The organism is Aurantimicrobium photophilum (genome assembly GCF_003194085.1).
Lineage (GTDB): Bacteria > Actinomycetota > Actinomycetes > Actinomycetales > Microbacteriaceae > Aurantimicrobium > Aurantimicrobium photophilum.
In genome coordinates this window covers 1188361-1202982 of record NZ_CP023994.1, presented here as the reverse complement: position 1 = coordinate 1202982, position 14622 = coordinate 1188361, and the positions used below count along the sequence as shown (strand labels likewise).

General features: G+C 53.6%; 10 protein-coding genes. 9 read left to right on the top strand and 1 reads right to left on the bottom strand.

The window, feature by feature from the left end; all coding sequences use genetic code 11:
• Nucleotides 1-1908, top strand: a complete 1908-nt coding sequence (gene typA, locus AURMO_RS05950) for a translational GTPase TypA (RefSeq protein WP_110233998.1) — start codon at nucleotides 1-3, stop codon at nucleotides 1906-1908.
• 39 nt (nucleotides 1909-1947) lie between these two features.
• On the opposite strand, the gene efeU is transcribed toward typA, so the two are convergent.
• A complete protein-coding gene (gene efeU / locus AURMO_RS05945; protein WP_110234894.1) occupies nucleotides 1948-2763 on the bottom strand; it encodes an iron uptake transporter permease EfeU in 816 nt (271 codons plus the stop codon).
• A 157-nt stretch (nucleotides 2764-2920) separates the two neighbouring features.
• Between efeU and AURMO_RS05940 the strand changes: the two genes are divergently transcribed.
• From AURMO_RS05940 to AURMO_RS05905, 8 genes are all read left to right on the top strand, one after another.
• Nucleotides 2921-3343: a hypothetical protein gene (locus AURMO_RS05940; protein WP_110233996.1), complete on the top strand. Its 423-nt coding sequence runs from the start codon at nucleotides 2921-2923 to the stop codon at nucleotides 3341-3343.
• A 40-nt stretch (nucleotides 3344-3383) separates the two neighbouring features.
• Entirely contained in the window at nucleotides 3384-3701 is a 318-nt protein-coding gene (fdxA, locus tag AURMO_RS05935; protein WP_110233995.1) for a ferredoxin, read from the top strand.
• Nucleotides 3702-3706: 5 nt separating this feature from the next.
• On the top strand, nucleotides 3707-4810 hold the full coding sequence (gene dapC, locus AURMO_RS05930) for a succinyldiaminopimelate transaminase (protein ID WP_110233992.1): 1104 nt from the start codon (nucleotides 3707-3709) through the stop codon (nucleotides 4808-4810).
• 102 nt (nucleotides 4811-4912) lie between these two features.
• Nucleotides 4913-6220 carry a citrate synthase gene (locus AURMO_RS05925; RefSeq protein ID WP_239406806.1) on the top strand — a complete coding sequence of 436 codons (1308 nt, stop codon included), beginning with the start codon at nucleotides 4913-4915 and terminating at the stop codon, nucleotides 6218-6220.
• A gap of 80 nt (nucleotides 6221-6300) precedes the next feature.
• A complete protein-coding gene (locus AURMO_RS05920; RefSeq protein ID WP_110233990.1) occupies nucleotides 6301-8178 on the top strand; it encodes a hypothetical protein in 1878 nt (625 codons plus the stop codon).
• Between the two features lie 36 nt (nucleotides 8179-8214).
• Nucleotides 8215-9258 carry a zinc-dependent alcohol dehydrogenase family protein gene (locus AURMO_RS05915; protein WP_110233988.1) on the top strand — a complete coding sequence of 348 codons (1044 nt, stop codon included), beginning with the start codon at nucleotides 8215-8217 and terminating at the stop codon, nucleotides 9256-9258.
• 281 nt (nucleotides 9259-9539) lie between these two features.
• Nucleotides 9540-10094 carry a TetR family transcriptional regulator C-terminal domain-containing protein gene (locus AURMO_RS05910; protein ID WP_162532688.1) on the top strand — a complete coding sequence of 185 codons (555 nt, stop codon included), beginning with the start codon at nucleotides 9540-9542 and terminating at the stop codon, nucleotides 10092-10094.
• A 466-nt stretch (nucleotides 10095-10560) separates the two neighbouring features.
• On the top strand, nucleotides 10561-14607 hold the full coding sequence (locus AURMO_RS05905; protein WP_162532687.1) for an Ig-like domain-containing protein: 4047 nt from the start codon (nucleotides 10561-10563) through the stop codon (nucleotides 14605-14607).
• The last annotated feature ends 15 nt before the right edge of the window (nucleotides 14608-14622 follow it).

Genomic DNA, 14622 nt, shown 5'->3' with positions numbered 1-14622 from the left:
ATGGCGCACGCCCTCCGCTCAGACCGCCGCAACGTTGCAATCGTTGCTCACGTTGACCACGGTAAGACCACGCTTGTAGACGCAATGCTCAAGCAGACCAACTCGTTCGACGCCCACTTTGCTGGCGAAGACCGCATGATGGACTCCAACGACCTCGAACGCGAAAAGGGCATCACCATCCTCGCGAAGAACACGTCTGTGTCCTACGAGGGAAAGCACGCCGACAACGGCCCCATCATCATCAACGTGATTGACACCCCCGGCCACGCCGACTTCGGTGGCGAGGTGGAGCGCGGTCTGTCCATGGTGGACGGCGTTGTTCTTCTCGTTGACGCATCTGAGGGCCCTCTTCCTCAGACTCGCTTCGTTCTGCGTAAGGCACTGGAAGCAAAGCTTCCCGTGATTCTTCTAGTCAACAAGACCGACCGTCCCGATGCTCGTATCGATGAGGTTGTGGGCGAAAGCCAGGACCTTCTTCTTGGTCTTGCTTCCGACATGGCCGATGACGTTCCTGACCTCGACCTGGACTCGATCCTGGATGTTCCTGTTGTCTACGCATCTGGTCGTGCCGGTGCTGCCAGCCACAACAAGCCTGAGAATGGCTCACTGCCTGACAACGATGACCTCGAGCCTCTGTTCGAAGCTATCCTGAAGCACGTTCCTGCTCCTTCCTATGACGACGCACACCCTCTGCAGGCTCACGTGACCAACCTGGATGCATCGCCATTCCTGGGTCGTCTTGCTCTGCTGCGTATCTTCAACGGCAACATCAAGAAGGGCCAGCAGGTTGCCTGGGTCAAGAGTGATGGTTCCGTGGCGAACGTGAAGATCACTGAACTTCTTATTACCAAGGCACTGGAGCGCTTCCCTACTGACGAAGCTGGTCCTGGTGACATCGTTGCTATCGCCGGTATTGAAGACATCACCATTGGTGAAACCATTGCGGATCCCAACGACATTCGTCCGTTGCCCACCATCACCGTGGATGACCCCGCAATCTCGATGACCATTGGAACCAACACTTCGCCCATCGTGGGCAAGGTTAAGGGGCACAAGCTCACCGCTCGTATGGTGAAGGACCGTTTGGACCGCGAACTCGTCGGTAACGTCTCTATCAAGCTCGTTGACATTGGTCGCCCCGACGCCTGGGAAATCCAGGGTCGTGGTGAACTTGCTCTGGCCATCTTGGTTGAGAACATGCGCCGCGAAGGCTTCGAGCTCACCGTGGGTAAGCCACAGGTAGTGACCAAGAAGGTCGACGGCAAGGTTCACGAGCCTTTCGAGCACCTCACCATCGATGCTCCTGAGGAATACCTCGGTGCTGTGACTCAGCTCCTCGCTGCTCGTAAGGGTCGCATGGAGTCCATGACGAACCATGGCACCGGCTGGGTTCGTATGGAATTCATCGTTCCTTCCCGTGGTCTGATCGGTTTCCGCACTGAGTTCATGACCATTACTCGTGGTGCTGGTATCGCCAACGCTGTGTCTCACGGTTATGAAGCTTGGGCTGGTTCCATCGTGACCCGCACCAACGGTTCGATCGTTGCTGACCGTGCCGGTGTTGCCACTCCATTTGCCATGGTTGCACTGCAGGAGCGTATGAGCTTCTTCGTGGAGCCCACTCAGGAAGTGTATGAAGGCATGGTTGTCGGCGAGAACTCACGTTCCGAAGACATGGATGTCAACATCACCAAGGAAAAGCAGCTGACTAATATGCGTCAGTCCACCTCGGACAGCTTTGAGCGCATGACCCCCTCACGCAAGCTCACCTTGGAAGAGTGCCTTGAGTTCGCTCGTGAAGACGAGTGTGTTGAGGTTACCCCTGAGCACGTGCGTATTCGTAAGGTTGAGCTAGACGCGAATGCTCGTGCCCGCTCGGCTAGCCGCTTGAAGAAGCAGAACGAGTAATTCTCGTTCTCGTTTTTGATCTAGCTGAAAACCCTCGCCTTACTTGGCGGGGGTTTTCGCATTAATCTGACGCAGGAAGACAGTTAGTGTGATTCCGACGTAAAGCGCCCAGCCAATGATCTGACCCCATGCCATTTCGGGGGTGAACCCGATTGTGCCGCGAAGGAGAACCGCATACCAGGTGTCTGGAGCAATAACTGCGCTGACGTTGAAAGCCTTGTCGGCATCGCCAGGGAGGATTCCTGCTTCTTGGAATTCGTGAATGCCGTAGCTCAGGATCCCAGCGGCAACAATGATGAGGAATGCGCCTGACCAGGCGAAGAATTTCTTGAGGTTGAGGCGCACCATTCCCTTGAAGATGAGCCATCCCAAAACTGCAGCGATGCCCAATCCGATGAATGCTCCCAGGACGGGGAGGATGCGCTCGCCGGTGGCGTTCGCTGCTGCCCAAATGAACAACGCAGTTTCCACACCTTCACGCCCTACAGCCAGGAAAGCCACGAACATGATTCCCCAGCCATTGCCCGCTAATGAATTCTCAACATCTGATTCGAGGTGAGACTTTAAATTCCGGGCAGTTTTGGCCATCCAGAAAATCATCCACGTGACCAGTCCGACGGCAAGGAAAGAGAGGGTGCCTGCCATGATTTCTTCGGATCGGTCATCCAGTGTGGCAACGCCGACCCCAAGAATGACTCCCACGATGGTGGAGAGAAGAGCAGCTAAGCCCACACCCATCCACATTTTGGGAAGAACGTCGCGTCTGTTGATCTTGATTAAGTACGCGCCAAGAATTCCGATGATAAGTGCGGCTTCAAGACCTTCGCGGAGGCCGATGAGCAGGTTTGCGAGCATGAAGTGCACGTCTCTTTCGTGTGAATCTATAAAGTTAGGGTTGCCTAACTTAGGTTTACCTTAGTAAGGATTACCTAACCTCGTCAATCTCTGAGCATTCACTCAGTGGAAATAATCATACGGATACGAACGAAATTTAGCTAGATACACTGGGGGAATGCCCGAAACTGCACCTCTCCGCCCATTCCCACAGCGCCTGCTCCTGAGCGCTGGCGGCTTCCTCCTGGGGCTCTTCGTGGGTTCTGTGACTACCGTGGTTCACCAAAGCGTGATCACAATTGCCGAAGTGGACGTGCCCTGGGGATTGATTCTGGGGGTGCTGGTGGTAACCGGCTTCTTAGTGGGACTGCGCATCGTGGTACAGGACCGTCTTGTTGTCCTCGTTGCCGCACTGGGACTCGTTGCCATGGTCTTTATGCTCAGCCAGGCCAGCACTGGTGGATCTGTACTCATTCCCAATAACCTCTGGGGCACAATCTGGGCGATAGCGCCCACACTGATTGCCACGATCGTGGTCGCATGGCCTCGCTTGCCTCAGCGTCACCGTGGCGCGGACAACGGCACTGCCGTAACCGCATAAACTTGTCTCAAGTACAGTCCCTTCCTGAAGGAGTAACAAGTTGACCTACGTCATTGCCCTGCCATGTGTAGACGTCAAGGACCGTGCCTGCATCGATGAATGCCCCGTGGACTGCATCTACGAAGGCGACCGTATGCTCTACATCCACCCTGACGAGTGCGTCGACTGTGGTGCGTGTGAACCTGTCTGCCCTGTTGAAGCCATTTACTACGAAGATGACCTTCCAGAGCAGTGGGCTGACTACTACAAGGCCAACGTGGAATTCTTCCAGGAGATTGGTTCTCCCGGTGGCGCTGCCAAGGTCGGTGTGATCAAGGGTGACCACGCTGTCATCACTGCTCTTCCACCCCAGGCTTAAGTTTCATGCTCACCGAGCTGCCTGAATACCCGTGGGATGCCATGGCGCCCTACGTGGCGAAGGCGAAAGCTCACCCGGGTGGAGCTATTGATCTCTCCATCGGTTCACCGGTAGATCCCACCCCTGCGGTTATTCGTGACGCACTGGCCAAGGCCACTGACTCTCACGCGTACCCCACCACGATGGGCACCCCTGCCCTGCGCGAAGCGATTGTGGAGTGGTTTGCTCGTCGTCGCGGTGTGACCGGGCTTGGTGTGGAAAACGTGCTTCCCACCATCGGTTCCAAAGAATTTGTTGCCTGGTTGCCGTTCATGCTGCGTTTGGGCCCTGGCGATGTGGTGGTTCACCCCACCGCTGCCTACCCCACCTATGACATCGGGACACGGATGGCCGAGGCCACCCCGTTCCCCTCTGACGATCCTGCCGAATGGCCGAAGAACACCAAGCTGGTGTGGCTCAACAGCCCCGGAAACCCTGATGGTCGCGTGCTCGATAAGGCACAGCTCAAAGCTCGCGTTGAGCGCGCCCGAGAACTCGGCGCCTACATCGTCGGAGACGAATGTTATGCCGAACTCGGCTGGGCAGGTCGCTGGGAATACGAACCCATTCCTTCCCTGCTCGACCCCGATGTGACCGGGGGAGACCTCACCGGAATCCTCACCGCCTACTCTCTGAGCAAGCAGTCCAACTTGGCTGGGTATCGCGCAGCTTTCGTTGCAGGTGATGCACAGCTCATTGCTCAACTCACCAACATTCGTAAGCACGCGGGCATGATGCAGCCAGGCCCCGTGCAGGCAGCCATGGTTGCTGCCCTGGCTGACGATGCCCACGTTGCTGCTCAGAAAGAGCTCTACCGCGCTCGCCGTGACCTGCTCATTCCTGCACTGAATTCTGCTGGTTACCGTCTTGATCACAGTGAAGCAGGACTCTACCTCTGGGTGACCGAAGGCGTGGATGCATGGGCTTCTATTGACAAGCTTGCGGGCTTGGGAATCATTGCCGGCCCCGGTGTTTTCTATGGAGATTTCTATCCCCAGCACGTGCGCCTGTCGCTGACTGAAACCGATGAGCGTATTGCTGAGGCCGCTCGTCGCTTAATGAGTGTGTAATAACAGCACTTTTTGCCAATAGGCTTGGATAATTCAGGGAATTCCGTCACAACGGAGCACCTGGGTACCCGATCACCCAGACAGTATCCACAAGGAGTCTTCGTGACTGAAGCCACTAATTCAGTGCCCACAGGCGACGTAGTTTCGCTCACCTATGGCGGAAAGACCGTTGAACTTCCGGTCCTTCGTGGAACCGAGGGTGCTCCCTCCATCGATTTGTCCTCGCTTACCAAGCAGACCGGTCTCACTGCACTGGACTATGGCTTCGTTAACACCGCTTCCACCAAGTCGAAAATCACCTACATCGACGGTGAGCAGGGAATTCTGCGTTATCGCGGCTATCCCATCGACCAGGTGGCCACTAACCTTAACTTCCTGCAGACTGCATACCTTCTGATCCACGGAGAAGTACCTACTCAGAACGAGTACGAGAACTTTGAAGACAAGATCCGTATGCACACCCTGCTGCACGAGGATCTCAAGGACTTCTTCTCCGGTTTCCCTCGCCGTGCACACCCCATGCCTGTTCTATCTGCTGGTGTTTCTGCACTGTCTACCTACTACGAAGACTCCCTCGACCCCAACAATGCAGAACAGGTTGAGACCTCGACCTACCGCCTGTTGGCCAAGCTTCCCGTGATGGCTGCCTACGCTCACAAGAAGAGCATCGGTCAGGCTCGTCTCTACCCAGACAACTCCCTCTCTTACGTTGAGAACTTCCTGCGCCTGACTTTCGGCAACAAGGCTGAGCCATACGTTCAGAACCCAGTTGTGGTTAACGCTCTTGAGCGCCTGCTTATTCTGCACGCAGACCATGAGCAGAACGCCTCCACCTCGACCGTTCGTCTCGTCGGCTCCACCGACGCCAACATGTTTGCGTCCGTCTCTGCCGGTATCAACGCTCTGTTCGGCCCTCTTCACGGTGGTGCTAACGAAGCAGTGCTCACCATGCTCGGTGAAATCCAGGCATCAGGCGAATCCGTTTCGAAGTATGTTGAGCGCGTCAAGAACAAGGAAGACGGTGTCCGCCTGATGGGCTTCGGACACCGTGTGTACAAGAACTACGACCCTCGTGCACGTCTGGTTAAGGACACCGCAGATGAGGTTCTCGCAGCTCTCGGTGTGAACGACCCACTGCTGGGTATTGCAAAGGAACTCGAAGGCATCGCTCTCGAGGACGACTACTTCAAGGAGCGTAAGCTCTACCCCAACGTCGACTTCTACACCGGCGTGATCTACAAGGCCATGGGTTTCCCCACCCGTATGTTCACTGTGCTCTTCGCACTGGGACGTCTGCCTGGTTGGATCGCTCACTGGCGCGAGATGAACCTCGACCCACAGACCAAGATTGGTCGCCCACAGCAGCTCTACATTGGCGAGCAGCAGCGTAACCTTCCTGGCTTCAACTAAGTCCTGCACTAGGGGTTAATCCCCTTACCTGAGCGGTTCCTGAGTTAAACCAAACCCCTATAACCCGGTATCTTTGACGGGTGAAGAAGATTGCTGTTCGTACCCTCCTGCTCTCCCTTGTTTTGAGCATTGCTGCAGCATTAGGTTTTGTTGCTCCGTCATATTCCACCAGTAGTGAAAGCATCACTCAGTCAGATCACTACCTGCAGGGAACTCTCAACTCTCAGTTGTGGCGTACCCCTGCATTCACTGCCGTTGGCTTTGTTTCAGGAGGAACAACCTTCACAATCACGCCTGCACTTCCTGCAGGACTGTCTATGTCGACAAGCGGTGACACTGCAACTATCTCGGGCACTCCAACAGTTGCCTATGCGCCGGTGACGCACACTGTCACGGCATCTGGAACGTCAACCACCACGGGTTCTGCTGCAACAGCCACCGCGACTATTCAAGTCAGCGTCGCTTCTGTGATCACCGTTACCTCTAACGTTTCTCAGCTGCCAGCGAGCACGCTCGTGACCACACCGATTACCGCCTCTTTTAGTCACGACTCTTTCATCTCTGGAACCACGGGTGGCGTTAGTTTTATCACCACTGGGTTCGTTCCCAACAACACAACTGACTGCTCCGATGTGACCCTCAGCGTGAGCAGCGCCGGATGCACAATCAACGCCACCCAAAACTCGGTTTCCTATAACTGGACTGGTATTGATTTCGACGCCAACACAAACTTTGTCGTGACGATGTTGGCGAATGCCTTCACCACCCCTAACGGCCAAGGCGCAGGAAGCTCAGCAGGACTAAATATCAACCTGTCGCAGACCCCCGGTTCACCACCCCAGATGAACTTTGGTGGAGCTATGGTGACAATTGGGTCTTCTCCACAAAACCAGCAGAGCCAGTCCACTCCCTTTACAGTTGGGAGCTCCAGCTTTCAGCGGGGGTCCTCGCCCTCTTTTTCCACACTCGCTGTCGGGGCTAACGTTCCCGCGTTCACCATGACGTTTGGTGGTTATTCAGCTGGCGCCGCAGTCGACCAAATCAACTACATTCTGGGCGACCCATACAACGACATCTTCTATACGGTCCCTGGCTCTGTGAGTAGTAACAGCCAGAACTACGCCGCTTGGAATCCTTCTTCCTCCACCTGCGGCATCACGGCCATCCGAATTGGTGGCGTTACTCAAACTGCAAACAGCGGCATCACCTGCGTGAAGTCGACCTCAAGTGTTTCTGGTTCGGCAACTCAGTACTGGAATGCAGTGAAATTCGCTACTCCCACGAGCGCAGAAATCTCTATCGATACTGCTGCAGGTGTTTTTGTGGTGAGTCAAGCAGGAAACCTCAATTACTTCGCCACCCTCTTCAATAACAGTGTCAGCCCCCGATGGATGGCTCACGTTTCGCAGCCTTTTGATGGTGCTAACCCGACTCCTTCAGCTCCAGCTTCACCCGTGAGCTTCACCATTCCTGTTGCTCCTGGTCAAAAGATTGTGGGTGAGGATGTCACCATTTCGGCAACTGATCTTGCGCTGAGCACTGATTACGCTGTGGTCTTGAGAAGCACCCCACAAATCCTTGCACAAGGCCGCACAGTATCGAGCTCCTTCAATACCTCGGTGACTATTCCTGACAACCTTGAAGCTGGATGGCACTCTATTACCTTCAGTGCAACACGATCTGATGGTGCTGCTGTGGAAGAAAAGGTCTACTTCAAGATCACTGCAGACGGCACTCTTCTGGCTACATCCACTGATACCCCAGCAGAGTTGGCCTTCACCGGCGCATTGACTGCCGGTGCTATTCCTCTCTCGATCATTGCTCTCGTGATGGGATTCATTGCCTTTTTCATTGCCCGTGAAATCAACCCTGACTTCATGCGTGTGATGACGTTGACACGAAATGCTGATGGCGAGCTTGACTTCGTCAAGCGCCGTATTCGTTCCATCGACTTCTAATCGCGGAGGCGATATCCCCGCTGTTAAGCTGACCTCATGAAGGCAGTACAGTTCGAGAAATTCGGTGTGCCACTTGTCGTGGCAGAACTGGTTACTCCCGTTGCGCCACCGGGTGGCGTAGTCGTGCAGGTGAAGGCCGCAGGCCTCTGCCGTTCCGACTGGCATGCCTGGCAGGGCCATGATCCCGACATCACGGTCTTCCCTCACGTCCCTGGCCATGAGTTTGCTGGTGTTGTGCACGAGGTGGGCTCTGGAGTTTCGTCCCTCAAGGTCGGTGACCGTGTTGTCTTTCCCTTTGTCTGTGGCTGTGGAGAATGTTCGTGGTGTGAGTCTGGGAATGCTCAGGTCTGCCCCGATCAATGGCAACCAGGTTTCAGTGGTCCGGGAACATATGCCGAGTATGTAGCTATTCCTCGTGCAGACTTCAACGCGGTTGTTCTCCCTGACGAGGTTTCTTTTGATGTGGCAGCTAGCTTGGGCTGTCGCTTTGCCACCAGCTACCGCGCCATCAAGCACGTAGCTGAAGTGCAGCCCGGTGAAACGGTGGCCGTCTTTGGCTGCGGCGGAATAGGTCTTGCTGCAATCATGATTGCCGCCGCGTCAGGTGCAACCGTGGTTGCAGTTGACGTGAACAACGAGGCTCTAGCTCTTGCCTCGCAGGTGGGAGCTACGCATGTGTTCAATGCTGCAGAAGTGGACGTCGTCGAAGCGATTCACCGTGTGATTCCTGGCGGCGTGGATGTCTCTATTGATGCTCTGGGAAGTATTTCCACAGCCAAGTCAGCGGTTGAGAGCCTGAGGGTTCAGGGACGTCACGTTCAGATTGGTTTGCTCTTGCCCGCCAAGATCGGCGACAAGGCAACGGTGCCCATGCACGTGGTTATCGCTAAAGAGCTTCAGGTGCTTGGATCTCACGGAATGGCAGCAGCTGCCTACCCCGAGATGCTGGCAGATATAGGTGCCGGAATCATTGATCCCGGAACCTTCATCACCCACAGAATCCCTCTGGACGCTGTGCCGGAAGCCCTTGCTCAGATGAGCACAGGTACTGAACCTGGTGTCACCATCATTCAGCCGTAAGTGAAGCGGTCAATGTTGCGGGGAAATTAATTTTTCCTAAGTTCCTTCCTGCGACCAAGTTAATTGTTACTTTTGTGGTCTATTTTTGGAAGGTGAAACAAAACCAGGGTAGCGAAAGCGTTAATCAACGCCGCCCTGTAGGTAGACCACGCAAAGAGTCATCTTTTGTCGCCGCTTCGGAAGCTCTTCTTCGGACCACCATTGAGCAAGTTGCAATCCACGGCGCATTTTCCATCAACGCGCGATTTGTTTGTGAAAAAGCAGGTGTCTCTTTTGGCGCTGTGAATCACCATTTTGGAAGCTGGGATGGTCTACTTGCTGCCGCAACTGTGGAGACCTACCGAGGTTATGTGGCGAGCACCTGGGAAGCAGTGCTTTCTGCTTCCCGAGACCCTGAAGCGCGACTTACAGCACTTATTCGAGCCCAGCTAGAGCACGCTCAGAAAATGTCTGGATGGAGTGCTGTGATCAACTACCCCGGTAGCTTTGAGGGTATTTCTGCAATTCTTCAGAGTGAGCATCAAGAAGAAATGAGCCAACTTCTTGAGCTCAATCTTGCTCGTTTAGGTCAACTCACCATTGATGTTCGTGAAAACAGTGTGACGGACATCACTTATGGTGTTGGCGAAGTGCCCCGCGAAGTGCTGATGAAAGATCAGAGAGCAGTTGCACGATCAACGATCGTGGGATGGGCGGCTCTGGGTATGTCCGTATGGGCTTCTAGCGCTGCCGCACGTGCGCAGGATTTTCCTGAGGCTCAAGAAATGTTTGAACAAATTGTTGGGTTTGCAATTGCAGAAGCTATTGAGGGCATCAAGCGAGATAGAGCCTTCTAAATTTAGCTTTTGAGGGCCCCTGCACATAGGGCAGGGCGCATCATCTTCTTAGATTGCGTTTGGTTCAAGAAATTGGCTTGGAGAATGTGGTTTTCCTCTAGAAATTCCCAGAAAAGTAATTAATGAAATCGAATATAGTTTTAAATAACTTGATTGTAGGTTTCCTTTGTTACAAAACACATTTCAGCGCGCATTTCTGCGCATCGCGGCAGCGGTAGCAATATTTTCAGTGCTGCTGCTCGGATTCTCAGCTCCTGCAAATGCAGTGGGCGGAAATGTTGGAATCACTCAGTCTCTCAAGCTACCAAGTGGTACACCTTCTTCGGCAATCACGGTTGGCTCCGGAAGTTCCTACGTCTGGACTGTGAATTTTACGTGCAGTAACAATGACTGTCACGACGGAATGATTCGATTGAATTTCCCGTCTTCTATGGTTGCGGGGACAGCAAGTTATTCTGTGAGCGAAGTGAGCCGAGTCATTCGTTCGTCAACACAACTTGTTTTTGTGCTGAACTCCACCGTCCCAGTCGGAACATCCAGCCAAATTGTTGTGAATATGAGCGTTGCTCCGTGGAGTACGCCAAATGGAACAGTGGCTGATCACACTTCAAATTTCTCAACATCCGATGGGGAGAACGTCACTACTACGGTGAACACGGTGACGGTGAGGGCGGCAAACACAACTACCGTGAATTCCAGCTTTAGTTCTGGTGGTAACCTCGATGATTTTGCGACGACAAGCGTCACTGCATGTCCCGTAGCGCCTACAACTGCAGGTTATGGTCCCGTCGGTATTGCTGCTGGTTCAGTTATCAAGGTGACGTTACCTGCCAATGTCGTCTTCCAATCTGCACCGAGCGGTTCATATAATTCGAGCACTCGAGAAGTGACATGGACCGTCGCTTCGAATGTAATTGGTTGTGTCTCATACAACCTCATCACGATGCACCCTTCTGCGTATTTTGCTGTCGGACAACTTGTTCCCTACCCCTACACGTGGACAGGGACAGACATAGGAAGTTCCAGTCCAGCCCGAACACTGGGTACATCCACAGCGGTGGTAAGTCTGGTTGCGCCAGGGCCAGCACAAGTCCTCGTAGACCGCATTTCTGCTCCAACGGGCAAATGGATTGGTGCAGGGGGATCCATTGATTTCAAGGCTGAAAACCCAAATGACTCCAGCCAGCCTTTGGATTCCATCTCCATTCGCGAAACTATTCCGGTTGGTCTTGGTCTGACCACAGTCACGATCTATAACAAAAGCGCCGGCTTGGCTGCCTTGTGGGTGAAATCAAAATTTGGTGCCGATGGAATTCAAGGTAACTCAGACGATAACCTCGCTTACCTAGCTGAATCGGGAATTGCGGCTGGCTCCACCGCCGTGGTTAATGTTTCTAACACCATGCCTTCTGGTGCCGCGGCTATGTCAGGTGGCAACTACATCACGTACATCAAAGCTACCTATGGAGTAATTCCAGTTGGTAGCGGTTCATTAGATCTGCTTTCTTATTCGTGGGTAATTCTTTCAACTACTCGGACAGGCGTTCCTGTCGTAATCGGCGATGTTTTTCCTGAGACTGCATATTTTGATTTCACCGAGACTGTCCCGGGATTCCCTCAATCAACCCGCACTCTTGTCGATACTTCATCTACCTCGGTCATTTCAGAACCTCCACCGCCCGCACCAAGCTTGGCGACTCGAGTTGGTTTGAGGAATAACCTTTCTGCAAACCTTCTTCCTGGTGTGCGGACGGCGCCTTTTACCGCGGGATTCGCTGCGTATTCAGCGGATCTTCCGGACCCAGTACTCTTTATCATTCAGCCGGCAGATACGACCATTGCTAATTCTTCCTTGGTCGTGAAAAACGGATCGACTACTCTGACCAACTACACCGTAACGAGGACTAGTGGCTTTGGATATAACAGTTCTGGATGGATAACCAACAATCCTTCACTGACTGGTGAATTGATCAAAATTACGTTCCCAACCGGAACAAAAATTGCTTCTGGGTCTACTCTGTCCGTTGACTTCTCTCTGGACCTCCAGGACACTTTGATGGGCAGTCCAAGTGTTGTCGCTGCCTTCAGCTCGAGAACAAACAACTCCTACGGGATGGAAGCTCAATACTGGGGAGCATTCGGCGACACATCTGCCGACCTAGATGGCGACGGACGGGTGGGTAACACTCTGAATACTGGTACTGACTCCGTGTTGTTCCCTACATTCAACGCTCAGGTGGTTCCTGCTGCCAGCGTTGCCGCATCGCTTACCCAGTCGGTAAAGGGTTCATGGGATACCTCATTCATTGGAGGGCCTTCAACGGGATACACCACTCCTGGTGCAACGGATGGCTTCAGAGTCTCTCTAAAGAACCGTGGTACCGTGCGCCTTGATGCTGCAACAGTCATCACGATTTTGCCGCGTCCGGGAGATACCAATGTTCTCTCCGGAACAACTAGAAACACCTCTTCTTCAACATTCCCGGTGCTGCTAACGAGTGTCCCGACACTTCCTGTTGGACTCACTGGCGCAACTGTGAGTTATTCAACTCAGGCAAATATTTGTAGAACCGAATTGAATTACTCTCCCGCTGGATGTGTATCCGCAAGCTGGAGCACAACTCCTCCAGGAAACCTTCAAACGGTAACTGCGCTGAAGTTTGATTTTGGCTCCAATGTTCTACTGCCTGGCCGTTCATGGAACGTAGACATGACAGTGACAACTCCGACCACCGGTGCTTCTGAACCGGATTTTGCGATTGTTAACCCCTTAGTTAACTCTCCGCTGACAAACGAAAAAGCAAAATCCTCATCCGCGTATGTCATCCGCGAGTTTGGTCAATCCTCATTCCTTAATGCCGCTGAATCTCCATCAGTAACACTGGCAATGCCCGGCACTTACGGCCCTGCGGGTATACCTCCGACAGCACCAGATGTTGCAACTACGGGAGTTGGAACTTCTCCACAGCGGGTCAGCGTGTCTGCTCCATCAAACGGAAGTGTGACACTCCTGAACCCTTCAGGTTCTTCCTCTAGTGGATTCGCTGTGCCAGGGCAGGGAACATATTCATTCTCAGCTGGTCGCATTACCTTTGATCCTGAACCTGGGTTTAGTGGTGTTGCTGACCCAATCATCTACCGAGTGACTGACGTGTTCGGGCAGACCGGTATTGCAACTTACACCGCGACAGTTACTCTTCCCGGTGTACCCAGTGCAATCCCTGTCGGTGTTTCAATCCCTCAGTCTTCGGCGGGCGGCTCTGTTTCAGTAGCGATTCCTTCCGGTGGAACACTCAGATTAATCGACGGTTCCGGAAGTCCCGTGACTTCTGTCACTGTTCCTGGTGAAGGTACTTATACGGTGAACGTTGGTACAGGGCGTACTGACTTTGTCCCCGACCCTGCCTTTACTGGAACAGCGACACCAGTCCCATATCGTGTAACTGATTCATACGGCCAGTCGACCTCATCGACGGTTGCCATCAACGTCATCCCGCCAACTACGCCCACCCCGCAAGTTTCTTCGGGCTATAACAAGGCACTCTCGACGGATCCCGCAGTGAGTCAAAGTGTAGTTATTTCGGTACCGGTTGGCGTCACACTTCAGATGCGCAGTCCGCTTGGTACATCTCAAACCACTTACACAATTCCCGGTGAAGGAGTGTACGACTTCAACAGTTCAACTGGTGAAATCAAGTTCACGCCGGTTTACGGCTATGCCGGCACACCAACTGCGATAACCGTTGCCTTCACCGACAGTTTTGGGCAGGTTGGGCTCACAACCTACACACCAACTGTTTTAGCGCCACCTTTTGGCCCTCTCAGTCCACTAACCGGTTCCGGCGGAGTCGGTGTCCAGCCTCAAACGATTCAAGTAACTGTTCCCCCCTCAGGTTCTGTCAAGCTTGTTGATGCTCAAGGGAATTCTGTCACCACCTTGATTGTTCCTGGTGAGGGCACGTATACCGTTGTGCCCTCAACAGGAATCGTGACCTTTGTGCCTGAGAACGGATATTCAGGTGCCACTACTCCTGTGACGTATCGGGCCACCGATGCTTACCAATCCACTGCGACGCAGACCATTAGTACCAACGTCACAATTCCTTCTGCGCCCTCGCCTCAGCCGGGTTCGACGTCCGGTACGGATTCAGAAACTCACGTATTCACGCCTGTTATCCCCGCAGGCGCAAGCCTTACTCTCGTCGATCCCAACGGAAACTCCGTTACCGGATACTCCGTACCTGGTCAGGGAACATACACAGTCTCTAACGGCCGTGTGTTGTTCGTGCCGGCAACAGGTTATGCGGGAGTGGCTGTCATTACCTATGGAATTGTTGACGGTTATGGTCAGCGGGGAACAGCAACACTTAGTTCCAGTGTCACTACTGTCCCGCGTTTGAGCCTTGCTCAAACCGGAGCAGTTGTTTTCCCGGCACTTGTATTAGCGCTCTTTATGCTCAGCGGGGGACTACTTGCTGTGATTCGTCGACGACGTGATCTTCAAAAAGAGTAAGTAGGAGCTATGCGC